The following is an 18,138-nucleotide window of genomic DNA, read 5'->3' on the forward strand; positions in this document are numbered from 1 at the left end:
GTGCCGACGGCAACGGCACGACCGCCGGAATCGGGATTCCGGGGAACGCGCCCGATGCGCGGCACGGCGCGAATTTGGCCTGAGCATAACTGAAAACGCCAAACCGCGTCGGGCGCCGCTTCGCCGGGGCAATTCGCGCCATCACGGCCGAAATGCGCATCAACGTCGGCCTCAATGGGACTCAACACCGCGGCACTCAACACCGCCCCCGATCCATGCGGCGAGACCGTCGTCGCGAATCGCCGCCACAAAGACGGCGCGACCCGGTCCCGTGCGGCGTTGCTCACCACGTCCGGCACACAGCCTCAGCGCGCGCCTGAGTCGGCCTGCGTGAATGCCGCATTGGCGGCCTGCCGCCGCGCATCGATACTGAGCGCATGATGCCTGCCCACACACTTACCGACCTCCTCCCCCTGCTTTCGCTGGGCCTTGTCACGTTCTTGCTCGCCGGATTCGTCAAAGGCGTGATCGGGCTGGGCTTGCCGACGGTCGCCGTCGGTCTGCTTGGGCTTGCCATGCCGACGGCCGAAGCGGCGGCACTGCTGATCGTGCCGTCGCTTGTCACCAATATCTGGCAATTGTTGGCCGGGCCGCGCTTCGCGGCGCTGGCCAAACGCCTGTGGCCAATGCTCGTCGGTATCTGCGTGGGAACGTGGGCAGGCGGCGGGTGGCTTTCGAACGGCGGCAATCTGCCCGGCGTGGCATTGGGCGTTGCGCTGCTCGTCTACGCCGCACTCGGCCTGGCTGCAGTGCGCCCACAACTGCCGAGGACATGGCGCAGCGCCCATGTCAGCGCGCTTGGCGGCGGCATCGGCGTGATCACCGGGCTGGTGACGGCGGCAACCGGCGTTTTCGTGATCCCTGCCGTCCCGTTTCTTCAGGCGCTCGATCTCGACAAGGATGACCTCGTGCAGGCGCTGGGTCTGTCGTTCACCGTCTCGACGATGGCGCTCGCCGCCGGGCTGGCACGCGACGGCGTCTTTCATGGTCATGCCATCGGCGTATCGCTGCTGGCGCTCGCCCCCGCCCTGGGCGGGATGTTCTTCGGACAATGGGTGCGCGCTCGCGTGAGCGCGCCGGTGTTCCGTCGGTGCTTCTTCGTCGGCCTCGCGATGTTGGGCGCAGAGTTGGTGATTCAGCACGTGCGCTAAGGTGCGACATCGTCGACGTCGGCGACTTCGTCTCACTTCAGATCGGCGAAATCGACATCCCAGAACTCCATCTCGCGACGCAATTCGAGGCTGCGCCCCTCCTCGGTGCGGCGCAGTTCGACACGGCGAATCTTGCCGGAGATCGTCTTGGGCAAGTCGCAGAACTCGATGCGGCGAATGCGCTTATAGGGCGCGAGCCGATCGCGGCAGAACTGCAAAATGTCGAGCGCGAGTTTGTCGTCGGCCTGAAAACCGGAGCGCAACGTGATGAACGCTTTAGGCACCGCAAGTCTTAGCGGGTCGGGACTCGGCACGACACCGGCCTCGGCCACGGCCGGATGCTTGATGATTTCGCTCTCCAGCTCGAACGGACTGATGCGATAGTCGGATGCCTTGAAGACATCGTCCGCCCGACCGACGTACGTGAAATAGCCCCGCTCATCGCGCATGGCGACATCGCCGGTGTGATAGTAGCCGTCACGCATGGCGTCGGCGGTCTTCTCGGCGTCGTCCTCATAGCCCTGCATCAATCCTGTCGGTCGCGGCGACAACACCAGCGCGACTTCGCCCTCGTCGGTCTCCTTGCCATCGGGATCGAGCAACACGACACGATATCCCGGCATCGGGCGCCCCATCGCCCCCGCCTTGACGGCCTGCCCCGGCGAATTGCCGATCTGACAACAGGTCTCCGTTTGCCCATAGCCGTCGCGGATCGTAATGTGCCATGCACGCTTGACCTGATCGATCACTTCGGGATTGAGCGGTTCGCCCGCGCCGATCAGTTCGCGGAATTTCACCGCGTACCGCGTGAGGTCCTCCTGAATCATCATGCGCCAGACCGTCGGCGGGGCGCACAGCGTGGTCACGCCGCATCGGGCGGCAGTCTCGAGGGCGGCGCGCGCGTCGAAGCGCGGGAAGTTGTAGATGAAGATGGTGGCGCCGGCGTTCCATGGCGCGAAGAAGCAGCTCCAGGCGTGCTTAGCCCATCCCGGCGAACTGATGTTCCAGTGAATGTCGCCGGGTTGCAGGCCGATCCAGTACATCGTGGCGAGATGGCCCACGGGGTAGCTCTGATGCGTATGCAGCACGAGCTTGGGACGCGACGTCGTGCCCGAGGTGAAGTACAGCAAGAGCGGGTCGGTGGCGAGCGTGGTGCCGTCGGGTGTGAACTCGGCGGCGCTGTCGTAGGCGGGGGCGAGCGGCAACCAGCCGTCCGGTGTGTCGTCGCCGACGACGATGCGCTGATAGTCGCCGGGGAGATCCGCGAACTTGTGGGCGTCTCGTGCGGTGGTGACAACGTGGCGCACGCGCCCGCGTTCGAGCCGGTCGAGGAGATCGCCTGCGGCGAGCAGCGTGGTGGCCGGAATCATGACAGCGCCGAGCTTCATGCACGCGAGCATGAGGTCCCACAGTTCGACCTGATTGGGCAGCATGAGCAACACACGCTCGCCCCGTGCGACGCCGTGGTCGCGCAGAAAGTTGGCGACGCGGTTCGAGCGTGCGGACATTTCGGCAAACGACAGACGTGTTTCGCTGCCGTCTTCTTCGACGACCCAGAGCGCCGGCGTGTCGTTGCCTTGCGCTTGCGGATCGAAGAAATCCAGCGCCCAGTTGAATTGCGAGAGGACTGGCCAGCGAAAATCGCGGTACGCCACGTCGTAGTGAGCGCGCTGCGCGAGCAGAAGATCGCGCGCGTCGCCGAATCCCTGGGTGTGCGGCATCGCTGGTCTCCGAGCCTCGTGGGCAATGGATTTAGGCAGAATTCCATTATCGTGAGGCCTTCCGAATTCGACATTCGGGATAACCATCATCGGTGTCGGGCAGCGTGGCGAGGACCGGATGCGACGTCGGGCGACCGAAGGTGATGCGCAAAAAATGGAAGCGATTCAATGAGTTGATGCGCAGGTTGGCTGGCGAAGGAAAAAAAGATGCGTCGGCGTGGCATGTCCCCTTTCTTTCCCGCAAAAAGCTCTGCTATAATCGCGTTCTTTCGAGCGATGCATCTTCACCGATGCATGTCTCACGGGGCGTAGCGCAGCCTGGTAGCGTACCTGCATGGGGTGCAGGTGGTCGGAGGTTCAAATCCTCTCGCCCCGACCAGAATAGAACCCGCACGGTTTAAAGCCGTGCGGGTTTTTTCGTTTGAGTCAATCTGTTGATATGTACAGCATAATATTAGGCAATTGCCTAATATCACCATCCCACAAGAGCGGATGCGATCATGACCTCGTGCTGGATTCTCAATGCCCTTTCGCAAAATGCAACAGCTATCGGTGCCCTTAAAGATGTGGCGCTAGGCGGCAGCGCAGTTGCAACGGCCGTAATTGCGCTTCGCGGAGTCCGAGCCTGGAAGCGCGAATTGCACGGACGGGCCGAATACGAAGTCGCCAAAGGTTTGGCTCTCGAAACGTTTCGCTTCAGGGACGCAATCAAGATCGCACGAGCACCGTTTGTGTCACTTGCTGCCGACATCCCAGAGTTGCAGGCATGGCGAGAAGCACTGAGTTCGAGATTTAGTGGCGTTCGGGAGGCCCTTTCCACCTTCGACACGAGAGCGTTGGAGGCGGAGGCGCTTTGGGGAGAGGAGGTGGCGACAAAAACCAAACGCCTTCACCAGATCGCCCAAACGTTATGGGCGGCACACGACTCGTATTTGCGAAACGTCGAAGGCGACGGCGAAGACTTCAAGGATGACCGAGCATATGCGCTTGATGTGAGAGGCAAGGTATTTTCTGCCGGATTGCGCGGCACTGATGAGTTTGGCAACGAAATCCAATTGGCCGTAGCTGATATCGTGAGCTTCGTTAAACCGATTCTCCACAAGCCGTAAAATTCACTTCGGCGCTGGTGCCGCGCACATCATTTCAGCGCGCGGGAGCGCCACGAAAGATCTCGCCTCGTCGATCGACCGCACCGCCAGCCAGTCTCCAAGATCTTCCGGTCGGATGAGGACCACTGACCGCTTCTCACTTCCCTGTTTATGGAAGCGCTTCATCAACGGGTGATGGTCCGCGTTCAGCGTCAGCATCGTGAATGACAGCCGCGTGCCTCCATCGCCTTCCCACTCCCGCCATAGCCCCGCAATCGCGAACGGGCGTCCGTCGGCCCTGCCGATGGATCAGCGCACCGCCTTCCCTGTCTCGTAGTCCGGTTCGTAGAAGACCTGCGTCGGGATCAGGCAAAGTTGCTGCTTCTTCCAGGCGCCGCTGAAACTGCGCTTCTCCCCTACCGTCTCCGCTCGCGCATTCATCGTGTCGCACAGCTTCACACCTGGCGGGATCTTCTCGCGCGGCACCATCCCGAACGACGCCAAATCAGAGCGCCGCCCGTCGCCGTCCCGGCGAATGATCGGGGCGAAATAGTCCTTGTAGACCTCGTCTCGCCACTCGGCAGTTGGCACGGCCACGCCGCACTTGTTGCGAAACAACTGTCGATCTGGTACGCGGTAGTTTGTGCGCACGAAGTCACCTATGCTGAGCGTCAACAAGGAAATCCGCAAGGCTATTATCTCGAAACCGAATTGCTGCGTGTCGCCTGCAAATATGACCGAATCCAAAATAACCAAGCAACTTGTGCAAGACGCACGAACGACCATTGAAATAAAAGTCGCGAACTGGGGAGAATTCGAATCTAAGCTTTCTGAGCTCTCAAACGTTTATAACGAGTTGGAGCGTGGTCTCGATGGACGACATCTTCCACATCTCCTTTATCGCGGGCAATCGAAGGCTCAATTTACGTTGTCTACGACGCTTGAGCGGTACCCGGTCAAGATATCTCGCTTTTCAGATTATTACGACGCAATATTCGCCGCTCGGTACGAGATCGAATCCGCCAGCGGCACAACGTGGGAAATTCCTTCTCCCCTTGAGATAAGGAAAGCACTCGAATCATCGATCCCGAGCGCACCGCCGGCCTACGAATATATGCTCTACCTGCGCCACCACGGGTTCCCTTCACCGATTTTGGATTGGAGCCGCTCTCCATACATAGCGGCCTTTTTTGCGTTTTCAGGCTGCGATGAAGAAAAATCTGACCCCGTCGCCGTTTACGCCTACCTGGAGTCTGTGTGGTCAGGGAAGGTGGGATCGCTGAACGAACCCGCTATCGCCACACTTGGTCCATATGCCCGAACCCATCGGCGACATTATCTTCAACAGGCGGAATACACGATATGCCGTGTACTCGTCGATGACGATTGGAATTTCGCTCCGCACGAAGACGCAATGGGCCGGACTGAGGGCCAAGATGTGCTGATAAAGTTTGAGATCCCCGCATCTGAAAGAAGAACGGCGTTGGAAACACTGGATAAATTCAATCTCAATGCTTGGTCTTTGTATGGATCGGAAGAGGGATTGATGGCAACTATGGCAATGCGCCAGTTTGAGTTCTCTGAGCGAGTAAGGCGGCGGGAACTCCGAATCGAGCATGAGAAGAGCCTCGTAGAAAGCGGCCTGAATGGCGAAGCACTCAATAGCGGACCACTGTAATACTGTTTTTTTGCACAGTTCATGTGGTGGTTCACCTCCCTCACCAGCACCACAAGGGAGGCCGCCGACCTACGCGACTGCCGGCCCCACTGGCGATCAGACTCCCACGCGAGCGTCGCGAGCAATGACCGCGGGATTGTGTGAGCAGCACGCTGTGAATATCAAGCGCGTCCACAGCGTTGCTCGCCCCTCAGAACCAGCGTCGATCGCCAACGAAATATTCGTACACTCCTATCGCGACAACAATTCCTATCGCTCCCGCAACGAGATGGGTTTTCACAAGCACTAAATAGTCGCCGGATCGAAAGGTAACCTCTTGGCTTTCGCCTACGAACCTAGGATAGTCCCCGACCGTTAGCCAATGATAAATGTCGCCGCCAGCTGTGAGGCCGAATCCGACGAGTACGCCGAGCACCCACACCAGAAGCCCTTGACCAAAATTGGTGCAGGCAAATCTCATCAGGATGGCGAAAACCCCGACAACGACTAAGGTACGAAAAAAGACTTCCAGCCCAGCAGAAAATAATTCCATAGAGACTCCCATAAGATGAGAATTCAATAACGGCTACTAGACGCTAATACTTTAGGAGGCGTTAGTGGACCGGCCAGCCTTTGGTAGACATCTTCGAGCCGTCATTTATGGCAACCGAGGAGGTCAGCATGAGCGGCAAGCGGTACACGGATGAGTTCCAGATCGAGGCAGTCAAACAGGTAACCGAACGGGGTCATTCGGTGGCAGAGGTGGCCCGGCGTTTGGGCATCACGACCCACAGCCTTTACGCATGGAAACTGAAGCTCGGCAGGCCCGACGTCGTGCGGCAGGCGGAGCTGGATCAGAGCGCCGAGGTTCGGCGACTGAAGGCCGAGCTCAAGCGCATGACCGAGGAACGCGACATTCTAAAAAGAGCCGCCGCGTACTTTGCAAAGGGATAACGGCAAGGTACACATTCATGCGATCCCATCTCGGCGAGTTCCACCTGCACTCGATGTGCCGAGTCCTTGGCGCGAATCGCAGCGGCTATTACGTCTGGCAACTGCAGACAGTTGGATCCCGCAAGCGCGAGGATGATCGATTGCTCGGTTTGACCAAGCATTCCTGGCTAGCCAGCGGCGGCGTCTATGGCTACCGCAAGGTCACGATGGATTTGCGTGAATCGGGCGAAACGTGCAGCCGTCACCGCGTCCATCGCCTCATGAAAGGCGAAGGTCTGCGGGCGGAAGTGAGCTATGGCAGCAAGCCCCGCTATCGGGGTGGTCCGGTCGGCGTAATCGCCAACGTGCTGAACCGTGAATTCGGGCCAAGCGCACTGAACCGGGTCTGGGTAACGGACATCACGTACATCCGGACTTACGAGGGCTGGCTGTATCTGCCGGCTGTTATGGATCTGTACTCGCGCCAGATCGTCGGTTGGGCTACGCGCTCGACGATGACCAGCGATCTGGCTTTACAGGCGTAGTGGCTGCGGTTTGGAAACGCAAACCGGGACCCGGTGTCATGGTGCATTCCGATCAGGGCAGTCAAGGCGGATTCAACTGGTCGTCGCAACATCTCCAGATTGGAGGTGTTGAATGGGACGACCACTGGGATGGAGCTCAGCACAAACGGGAAGACCCCTCATGCGATCACCTGGCAGACCGGGCGTCAATCAACTCGATTCGAAGCGAGCATTCTGGAAGTGCATCGCACAAGGGATGGAGAGCGAGGCCGCAGCGCTGGCGTGTAACGTATCGCAACCGTTGGGGCCGCGATGGTTCCGTGAGGCGGGTGGCATGGCACCGATCGACCTGGTGCCACACTCTGGGCGTTACTTGTCATTTTCGGAGCGCGAGGAGATCGCACTGCTGTGGGCGCAGGATTGCAGTGTTCGTGAGATTGCGCGCAGGCTGCAGCGGTCACCGTCAACGATTTCACGCGAGCTACGCCGCAACGCCGCGACCCGCAGTGGTACTCTGGTGTATCGGGCAACGGTTGCCCAATGGAAAGCTGAACGCGCGGCCGAGCGTCCGAAGGCCTCGAAACTGGCAGAGAACGACCAGTTGAGGGCATATGTGCAGGCTCGCCTGGCTGGAACGATCACTGACTTTCGGGGCAAGCCAATTCCCGGACCTAACGTTCCGTGGAAAGGACGAAGACAAGGCCGTCGTGCGGACCGTCGTTGGGGCACTTGCTGGAGTCCGGAGCAAATCAGTCGGCGAATTCAGATTGACTATCCCGATGATCAGTCTATGCGGATCTGCCACGAAGCCATCTATCAAGCACTCTACATTCAAGGCCGAGGCGCGTTGCGACGAGAGCTTACTGCTTGCCTGCGTTCGGGCCGCGCACTTCGCGTGCCGCGGGCCAGGACGCAACAGCGCGGAAAGCACTTCGTCACTCCGGAGGTGATGATCAGTGAACGCCCGGCAGAAATTGCCGATCGAGCTGTTCCTGGACATTGGGAAGGCGATCTGATCATTGGCCTTAACCGCTCCGCGATTGGCACTCTGGTTGAGCGCACCACCCGGTTCACGATGCTGCTGTATCTTCCTCCAATGGAGGGTCATGGCGTCGGGGTGCGTGCCAAGAACGGCCCGGCGCTGGCAGGTCACGGGGCAGAGGCGGTTCGCAACGCTATCGCGACAAAGATCGTGCTACTACCCGAGCATTTGCGGCGATCACTGACATGGGATCAAGGCGCAGAGATGGCCCAGCATGTACAGCTACGAATCGACACAGATCTGGAAATCTACTTCTGTGATCCCCAGAGTCCATGGCAACGCGGGACCAATGAAAACACGAACGGCCTACTGAGACAGTACTTTCCGAAAGGCACAGATATGAGTCGATATACCCAGCGCGAACTCGACGCGGTGGCGAGCACACTGAACTGTCGACCACGTAAAACGCTCGGATGGAAGACGCCAGCGGAAGCGTTCCACGCACTGTTATCCGCAACATAACGATGGATGTTGCGACGACTCCTTGAACCTAAGCAATTCACGAGCGATAACTGGCAGTCACTCCTGACGGCGCACCATATGGTGCCAAGCATGAGTCGGCGCGGTAATTGCCACGACAATGCCGTGGCCGAGAGCTTCTTTAGCGCCCTAAAAAAGGAACGAATCAAGCGGCGCATCTATCCGAGTCGGGCGACCGCTACCTCGGACCTGTTCGATTACATCGAAATGTTTTATAACCCGGTTCGTCGGTAAAGGCTCGAGGAGTACCGTCTTGATGCGAGGAGAGTATGTGGGTACTTTTGCGTCCACCAAATGAAATGGTGGGCACAAAAGTGGACAAGGTTTTGAGTGTGGCTGTGGAAGCGGTATGGAGTTGCCCCTGTAACTCAGGACAGGCGGACACTGTTAGGTTGATGACACCGCATTACGCCTGAACTCGCGAGGCGAGCGGTATTTCAAGGCTTTGTGCGGGTGGCGCTCATTGTAGTGTTCAAACGCGATTGCCAGACGCGAGAGCGCTGTTGGTGCGTCAGGCTTGTCCATATAGGCGACGTAATCGTGCTTCATGGTCTTCACGAACGATTCGGCCATGCCATTGCTCTGCGGCGAACGGACCGGCGTGGTCAGCGGCTCAAGACCCAGTTCGCGAGCGAAGCTGCGCGTGCGGTAGTCGATGTAGGCCGAGCCGTTGTCCGTCAGCCATTCGATGGGGTGCGCGGCCTGCGTGGTGCCGAAGCGCTGTTCGACGGCGGCCAGCATCACGTCTCGCACCACATCACCGCTATGCCCGCCGGTCGTTGCGGCCCAGCTAATCGCCTCGCGGTCGCAGCAGTCCAACGCAAACGTCACGCGCAGCGGCGTACCATCGTCGCACCGGAACTCGAAGCCATCGGAGCACCAGCGGGTGTTGCTGCGCTCCACGGCAACGCGACCGTCATGCCGCCGCTTGTCTTGCCGCACGCCGGGGCGGCGCAGCAGCAACTGATGCTCCCGCATGACCCGATACACGCGCTTGACGTTGATGCACGGCGCACCGCTCTGCTCCCGACTGCGGCGCAGCAGCGCCCAGACACGCCGGTAGCCATAGGTAGGAAGGTGCGCCACATGGGCCTGAATCTCCTCGACCAGCCCGGCATCGTTGGTCACGCGGGCACGGCGACCATCGCGCCAGTCGGACGAGCGAGCTCGCTTGACCGCCACGGCAGAGCGCGCCACGCCGAGAACTTCGCAGACCGTCTTCATCGGTCGTCCCCCGGCAGCAAGGGCGAGCGCGCAATCAGGTTTTTTGACCGGCCCCATTCCACGGCTTCTTTCAGGATTTCGACCTCCAACGTCTTCTTCCCGAGTAGCCGTTGCAACTCCTTGATTTCCTTGATGGCGGCGGCTAGCTCAGATGCCGGTACAACGGTTTCACCCGCCTTCACCGCCGCCAGACTGCCTTCCTGGTATTGCTTGCGCCAGCCGAACACCTGGTTGGCATTGACGCCGTGCCGACGTGCAACGGCCGACACCGACGCTCCCGGCTCCAATGTTTCCTGCACGATGGCGATTTTTTCCTGCGCCGTGCGCCGACGACGGCGCTCCGGCTCGGTCAGAATTTCGATGCTTTCCACGTAATGACTAGGCTTACTGATAGGCACAAGACTATCCCTTATTTTAAGAGAGTCCTCGTGTCCTCAGATACGTGGGGCCGCTCCACGGTACCTTACCGACGAGCGAATTTCCCAATGGAGTTCAAGCGCGCGACGGTCGAGGCAACGTTAAGGCCAGGTGCGTCGGTTGCTTTGACAGCGCGCAAGGCAGGCATCAACGCCAACTTGTTATTCAAATGGCGCCGGCATTATCTGGCTGGCGCTTACGGTGATGTCACACCTGAGCTTGTTACTCGCCAGAGTTCCGCGGCTTCGGTGACCGAGTTTGTTCCCGTGACGATCACGAAGGCTCTCGTTGGCATCGCCACGCCGACGGCAGACCAAGCAGTCCCGACCTCACGATGTTCATCGAGGCACGAGGGGAAGATCGAGTTGGTGATGCGTGGCGGCACAATGCGCTTCGATGGTCCGCTGAGTTTGGAGTTACTGCGCGAGTTGATTTCGGAGCTACGCACATGATCGGGTTGCCCTCGAACACGCGTGTGTGGATCGCCGCTGGCGTGACAGATATGCGCTGCGGCTTCAATGGTTTAGCTGCCAAGGTCGAGTCGGTGCTGCATAAGGATCCGTTCTCGGGGCACATCTTCCTGTTTCGTGGTCGTCGTGGTGATTTGCTCAAAGCGCTGTGCTGGAGCGATGGCGGATTGTGCTTGCTGGCCAAGCGGCTGGAGAAAGGTCGCTTCGCGTGGCCACGGGCCGATGGTGGTGTCGTGGCACTCACCACTGCGCAGCTCTCACTCTTGCTTGAAGGGTTCGATTGGCGCGAGCCCATCGACGCGGCTCGCCCACGCAGTGCGAGATAACGTATTTTTTGGGAGATATCCGATAGGCAGCGGGCGCACTGGACGATAGGCTTACGTCATGAGCTTCTCCCGCGCCAATCTGCCTGACGACATCGATGCCCTCAAGGCGTTGGTGTTGGCTAGCCAGCAGGTTTTGCACGAGCGCGAAATACAGCTCGCCGCGCTGCAAACGCGCCTCACATCGCGCGAGCAAGAGATTGCGCATTTGAAGCTGCTCATCGACAAGCTCAAGCGCATGCAGTTTGGACGAAAATCCGAGAAGCTCGCACGCCAGATCGAACAACTCGAGCTGCGTCTGGAGGACTTGCAAGCCGCCGAAGGTGCCACCGAGGCTGCCACGCCGATTAAGTCCCAAGTAAAAGTCCGATCCGAGCGCCAGGCGCTGCCAGAACACCTTGCGCGTGAAGAGCGCGTCTACCTACCCGAGGCCGAAGATTGCCCGGCCTGTGGCGGCAAACTCAAGCCGCTGGGAGAAGACGTCTCGGAGCAGCTCGAATACGTGCGAGCGCACTTCCGTGTGATTCGCCACCGCCGCCCCAAGCTCGCTTGTGCGTGCTGCGACACGATTGTGCAGCAGCCGGCACCGAGTCGCCCGATTGAGCGTGGCGTGGCTGGCCCCCATCTGCTCGCGCACATCATTACCAGCAAATTCCTCGATCACCAACCGCTGTACCGCCAGCAGGCGATCTATGCCCGTGACGGTGTGGAACTCGAGGCCGGGCAGATGGGGCATTGGCTGGGGCGCGTGAGCTGGTTGTTAAATCCGCTGGTGGATGCTGTGCGTGCCTACGCGCTGGGCGGCACCAAGGTCCACGGCGATGACACACCATTGCCGGTGTTAGAGCCCGGGCGAGGTAGCACCAAGACTGGACGGCTCTGGGTGTACGTGCGTGATGACCGGCCGTGCGGCTCCCATGAGGCACCTGCCGTTTGGTTTGCTTACACGCCTGATCGACGGGGCGAGCACCCACAGCGACATCTGGCAAGCTTTAACGGGGTGCTGCAAGCCGATGCGTTTGCCGGTTACGCGCCACTTTATGAAAACGACAGCATCCGCGAAGCGGCGTGCATGGCGCACGCGCGACGCAAGATCTACGACCTGCATGCGGTACGCCCCAACGCCATTACAGAAGAAGCTCTGCACCGCATCGGCGAGCTATATCGCATAGAAGCCGAAATCCGGGGCAAACCACCGGACGAGCGACGGCAAGTGCGACAGGCACAGGCTGTACCTCGGCTCGAAGCGTTACGGCAGTGGTACGAATCAGTGCTGCCAACACTCTCTGCGAAGTCCGACACCACCCGCGCGATTCAGTACTCCCTGAACCGCTGGCCCGCGCTCGCCTATTACTGCGAGGACGGGCAGGCGGAGATCGATAACCTGATTGCCGAGCGTGCGCTGCGCGGCGTGGCGATTGGCCGCCGCAATTATCTGTTTGCCGGCGCCGACTCGGGCGGTGAGCGTGCTGCGGCGATGTACAGCCTGATCGGCACGGCACGCTTGAACGGCATCAACCCCGAAGCCTACCTCGCCTACGTGCTCGAGCGCATCGCCGATCACCCGGTCAATCGGATCGACGAGTTGCTGCCATGGAACGTGGCGCAGCAACTGCCTGACATCGCCAAGATCGAACCCATTCGCTAACCGCCATTTACCGCCGCGTCAACAACCCGATCTACGGTACACATCGAGCGCTTACGTTCGTCGGCATGGTTCCGCCGGCGATCTTTCACCGATTGAGTTTGAGCGGCGCTACGCGCTAAACGGCTCGTGAGTGTCTATGAAACTCTGGCCGGTCCAACCATTCGTTCTGTAAAGCGCCAAATCAATGGCAGATCAACAACAGCGGCAATCTCCTACGGACAAAGGGAACACTATGAGCTATGCCAGCACCGACAATCGCCGCGAAATGGAACTCCTCTACCAACAAGCCAAGGTAGGCGCGGCGCGAGCGCCCCGACTCGTGCGAGGGCAAATGCCGTAATAACCGCCGCTCGCTATGGCGGTCGTGGCCTACGGGCCAGTCCCTATAGGGACGATGAGCACCGCCGCTGGTTTCCATATTCAAGCAAATTAATCGTAAGATAGGCGACCTTCGAAAGCCCCATTCCACGATGCCAACTTGGGTACATAAACTGACCAGACGCGCCTTTCGCAGGCAGAGTGCCATTCGGCCAGTCTCCTCATTAACAGCTATCCAAATGAACGATACAAAGACGCTAGTCGTTGGGTCTCTTCGCCATGACCATGTGACGTCAGTGCCGTGGACAAAACTAACGACCGTCAACGTGCTCGACTTCGATTCAGTTGTGCTGTTTCTTCCCAGCCTGAATAAGGAAACAATAGACGAGGTTGGGACCGAAGAGTTATTCAAAATGCAACGCGCATTCGCCGAGCTTTTGGCCTCCGATGGGGATATCTATGTACTCGGTGCCCCCCCGCTCGAAGGGGCAGACTTCGGGCAGTGGTTATGGTGTCCGATCCCGATCAGATCGATAGCTCAAAGAGGCGACACTATCGAAACGCAGGGGGAGGGTTTCTCCAAGCTCCTGAGTCGACTCAAAGCATGGGACTGCGTATATAGGATCGATGAGCATGGGCAGACAATGACGCTCTCGATGGTGCTTTCAAAAGGCGTTCCCGGGATTCAATTGAGCTTTGAAGGCGAATGGTACGCACGGAACCGTGCCGGCGGCATCTTGGCCGCCCGCATTTTTGCCTACGCGAGAAACCGCAACGGTGACCAGCATCAGTTCCCGGGTTCAATGACTGTGCTACCGCATTTCCCCGGCGACGAGCCACATGACGTAGTGTCTACAGCCTTAGCCGACATCCTGGGCAAACCTCAGTCGGAAGGGGTTCCCGAATGGCTGACCGCTATCCCGATGCAAGCAGTTGCTCCAATCGACCAGCGGCTGTTGACGCTACGACAGGAAATAGCAGCGTTAGAACAGCAAGTGAACGAGCAACTGGCCGAGAAGGCTAGGCTGGAACGGTACAAGCGGCTGCTGTACGTGTCGAGTTTTGAACTGGAGGACTTAGTCGCAGAATGTCTTGGCGTTCTGGGCGCAAGTATCACCCCAGCGCGATACTCGCAGGAAGAGTTCGTGATGGAATGGAACAACTCCGTGTTTTTGGCGGAATGCAAGGGAGTCAGCAAAAGTATCTCGTTGGCGAATTTGCGACAGGTTCAAGATTATGTTCTGAGGTACGAGGAAGACGAAAACTCGAACGGGAAAGGCCTACTTTTTGGGAATGCATGGAGGGGGCTGCCGCCAGCCGAACGGAATACGAAAGATTGCCCCATTTTCCCGGACAACGTGATACTGCGGGCGCAGCAATTCGGCGTCTCTCTTGTGTCTACTATCGACTTTTTCTATGCGTTCTCGCGATTTTTAAGCGGCCAAGTCCCCGCTCAAGCGATCCTATCGGTTATCACAGAGGCCGATGGCGTCGCGGACTTCAGCACGCTAATGAATTCGTGACATCGTACGTGGACTGTGTCAATTAGCACTGCGGATCCGACAGACACAACAGCCGGGAACCCTTGATCTACGGTCATTCCGACGAGGTTCAAATCCTCTCGCCCCGACCAGAATAGATAAACCCGCACAGTCTTTTGGCTGTGCGGGTTTTTTCTTGGGCAACGTTTCCCGACGCAGATCGACCGGCTTCACGATGTCGCCCGAGAATCTGCGCGCGGGTCAGAAAAGCTACGCAGATCTCAGCATTGGCACGGCAACCGCGTTACCAGTTGTAGCGAATACCTAACGTGCCAGCGGTCGCGGTACGACGATTACGGCCGCTGTCGAGCGACCAGCGGTAGCTGGCCTGAGCGTAGAAGCTCAGCTTCCGATTCACCTGTGCAGTGACGCCGCCGCCGAGTTCCATCGCCGTGTCGCCGAAGCGCGCTTCGACGGTAGGAGACGATTGCCCGAAAAGCGTGTTGTCCGTGCCGGAGAAGACGTGCCAGAGATTGATTCGCGCGTAGGGCTGCCAGAGCGTGCCATGCCCGTCGCGCGTCGTGTATTGCAACCGCGCCCCCAGACGCCCGGTCCACGCGCCGCCCGCGCTCCAGTCCACACTCGAATACTGGTCTCGTGACTGGCCCACCGATACCCCCTGATAGACGATCTGCGCTTGCGGCTCGACCAGCCAGTCGCCCCCTTCTCCAAAACGCATCGGATAGCCTGCCTCGAGCGACCCCGCATACGCCGTGGCGTTGGTCGATATCCCAGCGCCATAGTCGGACGTTGCTTTCGCGTCGTACCAACTGCCCTGCATCACCGCATCGAGGTACCAGCCGCTCGGACCGAAATGTGTCCAGTAGCCGCCGACAGACGGACCCTTCATCACCAGACGCCCCACCGTGAGGTTCTGCGTGCCGAGCGCGAAGCCCTGCACCGACGGCGAGTTGTAGTCGGCGTAAGCCACATACACGCCAGCATGGTCCCGATGGCCGCTGTCCGCGGTGCGCCGGTAGACGTCGAGGCCCGTTTGGAATCCGATCAGATTCCCCGTCGCGCTCGCATCCACCGTCCCGCTCCACCGGTTGCTCACGCGCGCCCCGAACACCCGTCCCCAGGCGCCGTTCGCATAGGCCCGCGACTCGGGCAAGTCACGCAAATTCTCTTCCTCACCGACGCGCTCGTGCAGCGTGCCCAACGTCGAGAGCCCCATCTGTCGCGCGATCGCCGGGACTGGCGAGTAGAGCGCCACTTCCGGTCGGTAGAGTGGAATCTCCGTGCTGCCCGACGGAGCAGAACCTGTCGATGTGTCGACGAGATGCGAACGCAGGAACCAGTCGTTCGGGTCCGTGCTGCCGCCGCGAAAGAGTTGGTACTCATACGCGCCGGCCGCCACGCGTTGGCCCAGCGTGAAGGCGCCCGCCGTGGTCGTGCCCCCGCCGTTGACCCGCACCAGCCGAATACCGTCCGCCACGGTTTGCGCACCGGCGCCGCCCGTGTTGCTGACGATCACGGACGTCGTACCGCTGGCCCGGCCGCCATCGATCACCAGCAGATTGGTCGGCGAGTTATCCGCACCCAGATAGGTGTTAAAGCCGATGCGACTTCCTGCGCTGCCCGTATAGCTGCCCACTGTCAGCGTGGTGTAGGCGCCGGGGCGCGGGACGAACTGGACCAACCCCGCATTGGTCACCGCGCCCGTCGCGTTCGAATCGCCCGTGACGTTCCAGACACTCGAGGCATCGATCGAGACACGGGTCCCATTGCGCGCCAGCCCGGTCCAGACACTGCCCTGGGCCAGCGTCACGTCAGCGCTATTGCCGGCATCGGCCAGCAAGTCGCCCGTCCACTGCGACGCGCTCAGATTGGCGCTGGCCGTGTTGCCCGCGCCGATCAGCGCCAGATTGCCGGTCCATTGGCTATTGGCGAGGTTGTAGGTGAGGGTTGACGGGTCAACGACAATGTCGCCAGTCAGCGAGGGAAGACCCGTAATGTTCAGCATGAGGCGGCTCGACGTGCCCGCTGTGTCCTCGGTCACGCGAGCGAGCAAGCGTCGGCCGTTAACCACAGCGGGCGTTATCGCCGTACCGCCATTGATCGACACCGTACCGGTCCCGCCTTCGGCCAGCACGATTGCGCCGTTGGCGGCGCCGAGGCTGCCACCGGTGACCGTCACCGTGCTCGGCCCGCTGCCCGCGATGTAGATCGGGGCGGCGCCAGCACCGTTCACTGCAACGGTCGTCCCCGAGGCGGCAACCGCACCGCCATCGACGACGGCGATCCCGTGCGCGGCGTTACCCGCGGTGGTGATGGCGCCGCCGGTGATCAGGGCTGTCGCGCCCTGGCTGACCCGAACGCCGACGGCACCATCGCCGTGCGTGGTGATGCGGCTCCGCTCGGCCTGCACCTGGCTTCCCGCCCCCACCACATCGACGCCATGCGCCTGCAAGCCAATCTGCGCGTCCGGAAACTGCAGGACAGGCGGGTTGCTTCCGGTCACCCTGAACCCGGTGGTGATTTCGGTATCGGTCACGACGACCGTACCGGCGTCGGTGACACGCACGCCAGATGCGGAAGGCCCGGACGTGCGCACGATGGTGCTGGTCAGCGCGACGGCGCTGCCGGCGCCGCTCGCCACGACGCCGGCGGAATCGGGTTGGTACGTAAAGATCCCGTAGCCGGAGAAGTCGATTCGCCCCCCGGCGTCTGCCCACAGGCCGGGACTGTTGGCGCCATACGTCGCCGACGTCGCACCATTGCTCATCCGAATGCTGCTGCCCGCACCTCGGGCAAGCACACCGGGAGCGTTCGCAATGACGATACTTCCGTAATAGTCCCCGGTCGCGATGGCGCCGCCGTTGACAGTAATTTTCCCGCCACCAGCAGCGAACAGCCCGGCACTGTCATTGCCGTAGATGTTCACGTAGGTGTTGTTCAGGGTAAGACTGCTGTCTGTACCCGACGCGACGGCGCCGGGGGCGTTGTCGCCAAAACTGTATGTGTTCAGGTTGTTGAGGGTCACCGTCCCTGCGGCGTCGGCAAAGACGGCAGAGGCGCCCGTCCCATACGTCGTAACATCGGTGTGGGTCAAGCTGACCGAACCACCGCCGGCAGCATAGGCGCCGTGAGCGTTGTCCGCCCCGGTGCTCACCGCGCTATCGGTGAGCGACACGCTGCTGCCCGCGCCGACGGCCGCTACGCCATAAGCGCCGAGGTCACTGGTGTCGACGGACGTATGGCTTCCGGTGATTTGCCCCCCGCCATCGGCATAAAGGCCATGTCCCGACGCGCCATACGTACTGACCGAAGCGATATCCGAGGACGTGCCGACCAGAGAAATCGTGCCACCCGCCGTGGCGCGCGCCCCGTAGTTGGTGCCGGTGGCCGTCAGGACGACCGAGTTGCCGGTGTAAGTTCCAGCGCCGGAGACCTCGACGACAGGTGCAGGTCCGGCACTGTCTCGCGCCGTGAACGCCACATCGACGCAACTCCCGGACGTGACGCTAAGCGCGGCCGGCGCGGCTGCACATTGCGCAAACGCCTGCGCCGACGGCAGTAGCGCCGTCACCGCTGTGGTCAGGACAGCACGATGATAAACACTCGAACCCAACAACCCCTTCTTTCGCAAATTGCCGTC

Annotated in this window: 12 protein-coding genes, 1 tRNA gene and 3 pseudogenes; 11 read left to right on the plus strand and 5 right to left on the minus strand. The window is 60.4% G+C overall.

Features of this window, described 5'->3' with window-relative positions:
- Positions 1–377 precede the first annotated feature (377 nt).
- Positions 378–1,151, plus strand: coding sequence for a sulfite exporter TauE/SafE family protein (locus tag UC34_RS14550; RefSeq protein WP_044456112.1), 774 nt, complete (start codon positions 378–380; stop codon positions 1,149–1,151).
- Positions 1,152–1,183: 32 nt separating this feature from the next.
- Here the strand turns inward: UC34_RS14550 and UC34_RS14555 are convergent, their stop codons facing one another.
- Positions 1,184–2,872 (minus strand): AMP-binding protein, encoded by a 1,689-nt coding sequence (locus UC34_RS14555; RefSeq protein WP_044456113.1) that lies wholly within the window; start codon positions 2,870–2,872, stop codon positions 1,184–1,186.
- A gap of 302 nt (positions 2,873–3,174) precedes the next feature.
- On the opposite strand from UC34_RS14555, the gene UC34_RS14560 reads away from it, so the two are divergent.
- Both UC34_RS14560 and UC34_RS14565 read left to right on the plus strand, forming a co-directional pair.
- A tRNA-Pro gene (locus tag UC34_RS14560) sits at positions 3,175–3,251 on the plus strand.
- Between the two features lie 121 nt (positions 3,252–3,372).
- Positions 3,373–3,981, plus strand: coding sequence for a hypothetical protein (locus UC34_RS14565; RefSeq protein ID WP_157123199.1), 609 nt, complete (start codon positions 3,373–3,375; stop codon positions 3,979–3,981).
- 3 nt (positions 3,982–3,984) lie between these two features.
- Here UC34_RS14565 and UC34_RS25870 read toward each other — a convergent pair.
- Positions 3,985–4,611 (minus strand): annotated as a pseudogene (locus tag UC34_RS25870) (SOS response-associated peptidase).
- A 10-nt stretch (positions 4,612–4,621) separates the two neighbouring features.
- On the opposite strand from UC34_RS25870, the gene UC34_RS14575 reads away from it, so the two are divergent.
- Positions 4,622–5,638 carry an FRG domain-containing protein gene (locus UC34_RS14575; protein WP_084071015.1) on the plus strand — a complete coding sequence of 339 codons (1,017 nt, stop codon included), beginning with the start codon at positions 4,622–4,624 and terminating at the stop codon, positions 5,636–5,638.
- Between the two features lie 190 nt (positions 5,639–5,828).
- Here UC34_RS14575 and UC34_RS14580 read toward each other — a convergent pair whose 3' ends face one another.
- Positions 5,829–6,170 carry a hypothetical protein gene (locus UC34_RS14580; RefSeq protein ID WP_072617482.1) on the minus strand — a complete coding sequence of 114 codons (342 nt, stop codon included), beginning with the start codon at positions 6,168–6,170 and terminating at the stop codon, positions 5,829–5,831.
- A 128-nt stretch (positions 6,171–6,298) separates the two neighbouring features.
- On the opposite strand from UC34_RS14580, the pseudogene UC34_RS14590 reads away from it, so the two are divergent.
- The 3 genes and pseudogenes from UC34_RS14590 to UC34_RS14600 all read left to right on the plus strand — a co-directional run.
- A pseudogene (locus UC34_RS14590) lies at positions 6,299–7,160 on the plus strand (IS3 family transposase); the annotation flags it as partial.
- A gap of 47 nt (positions 7,161–7,207) precedes the next feature.
- Positions 7,208–8,578 carry an IS30 family transposase gene (locus tag UC34_RS14595; RefSeq protein WP_072617483.1) on the plus strand — a complete coding sequence of 457 codons (1,371 nt, stop codon included), beginning with the start codon at positions 7,208–7,210 and terminating at the stop codon, positions 8,576–8,578.
- A gap of 33 nt (positions 8,579–8,611) precedes the next feature.
- A pseudogene (locus UC34_RS14600) lies at positions 8,612–8,830 on the plus strand (IS3 family transposase); the annotation flags it as partial.
- Positions 8,831–8,983: 153 nt separating this feature from the next.
- Here the strand turns inward: UC34_RS14600 and UC34_RS14605 are convergent.
- A protein-coding gene (locus UC34_RS14605; protein ID WP_167370682.1) for an IS3 family transposase occupies positions 8,984–10,182 on the minus strand; the annotation gives its coding sequence in 2 pieces (ribosomal slippage) (positions 8,984–9,867 and positions 9,867–10,182; 1,200 coding nt in all).
- A gap of 123 nt (positions 10,183–10,305) precedes the next feature.
- On the opposite strand from UC34_RS14605, the gene tnpA reads away from it, so the two are divergent.
- The 4 genes from tnpA (at position 10,306) to UC34_RS14630 (ending at position 14,519) form a co-directional block, all read left to right on the plus strand.
- A complete protein-coding gene (gene tnpA / locus UC34_RS14615) occupies positions 10,306–10,689 on the plus strand; it encodes an IS66-like element accessory protein TnpA (RefSeq protein ID WP_167370622.1) in 384 nt (127 codons plus the stop codon).
- Positions 10,686–11,033 (plus strand): IS66 family insertion sequence element accessory protein TnpB, encoded by a 348-nt coding sequence (gene tnpB / locus UC34_RS14620; protein WP_044453173.1) that lies wholly within the window; start codon positions 10,686–10,688, stop codon positions 11,031–11,033. Before tnpA ends, tnpB begins: the two co-directional genes overlap by 4 nt.
- Positions 11,034–11,091: 58 nt before the next feature.
- Positions 11,092–12,678: an IS66 family transposase gene (gene tnpC, locus UC34_RS14625; RefSeq protein ID WP_044453172.1), complete on the plus strand. Its 1,587-nt coding sequence runs from the start codon at positions 11,092–11,094 to the stop codon at positions 12,676–12,678.
- 557 nt (positions 12,679–13,235) lie between these two features.
- Positions 13,236–14,519 carry a hypothetical protein gene (locus UC34_RS14630; RefSeq protein WP_157123201.1) on the plus strand — a complete coding sequence of 428 codons (1,284 nt, stop codon included), beginning with the start codon at positions 13,236–13,238 and terminating at the stop codon, positions 14,517–14,519.
- 262 nt (positions 14,520–14,781) lie between these two features.
- Here UC34_RS14630 and UC34_RS14635 read toward each other — a convergent pair whose 3' ends face one another.
- Positions 14,782–18,069 carry an autotransporter family protein gene (locus UC34_RS14635; protein ID WP_052811069.1) on the minus strand — a complete coding sequence of 1,096 codons (3,288 nt, stop codon included), beginning with the start codon at positions 18,067–18,069 and terminating at the stop codon, positions 14,782–14,784.
- Between the last annotated feature and the right edge of the window lie 69 nt (positions 18,070–18,138).

This window comes from Pandoraea vervacti (assembly GCF_000934605.2).
Lineage (GTDB): Bacteria > Pseudomonadota > Gammaproteobacteria > Burkholderiales > Burkholderiaceae > Pandoraea > Pandoraea vervacti.

Excerpts from the sequence above, each read along its gene's own strand:
- UC34_RS14550 (WP_044456112.1), top strand. The coding sequence starts at position 378 with ATGATGCCTGCCCACACACTTACCGACCTCCTCCCCCTGCTTTCGCTG.
- UC34_RS14555 (WP_044456113.1), bottom strand. The coding sequence starts at position 2,872 with ATGCCGCACACCCAGGGATTCGGCGACGCGCGCGATCTTCTGCTCGCG.
- UC34_RS14565 (WP_157123199.1), top strand. The coding sequence starts at position 3,373 with ATGACCTCGTGCTGGATTCTCAATGCCCTTTCGCAAAATGCAACAGCT.
- UC34_RS14575 (WP_084071015.1), top strand. The coding sequence starts at position 4,622 with ATGCTGAGCGTCAACAAGGAAATCCGCAAGGCTATTATCTCGAAACCG.
- UC34_RS14580 (WP_072617482.1), bottom strand. The coding sequence starts at position 6,170 with ATGGAATTATTTTCTGCTGGGCTGGAAGTCTTTTTTCGTACCTTAGTC.
- UC34_RS14595 (WP_072617483.1), top strand. The coding sequence starts at position 7,208 with ATGGGACGACCACTGGGATGGAGCTCAGCACAAACGGGAAGACCCCTC.
- tnpA (WP_167370622.1), top strand. The coding sequence starts at position 10,306 with ATGGAGTTCAAGCGCGCGACGGTCGAGGCAACGTTAAGGCCAGGTGCG.
- tnpB (WP_044453173.1), top strand. The coding sequence starts at position 10,686 with ATGATCGGGTTGCCCTCGAACACGCGTGTGTGGATCGCCGCTGGCGTG.
- tnpC (WP_044453172.1), top strand. The coding sequence starts at position 11,092 with ATGAGCTTCTCCCGCGCCAATCTGCCTGACGACATCGATGCCCTCAAG.
- UC34_RS14630 (WP_157123201.1), top strand. The coding sequence starts at position 13,236 with ATGAACGATACAAAGACGCTAGTCGTTGGGTCTCTTCGCCATGACCAT.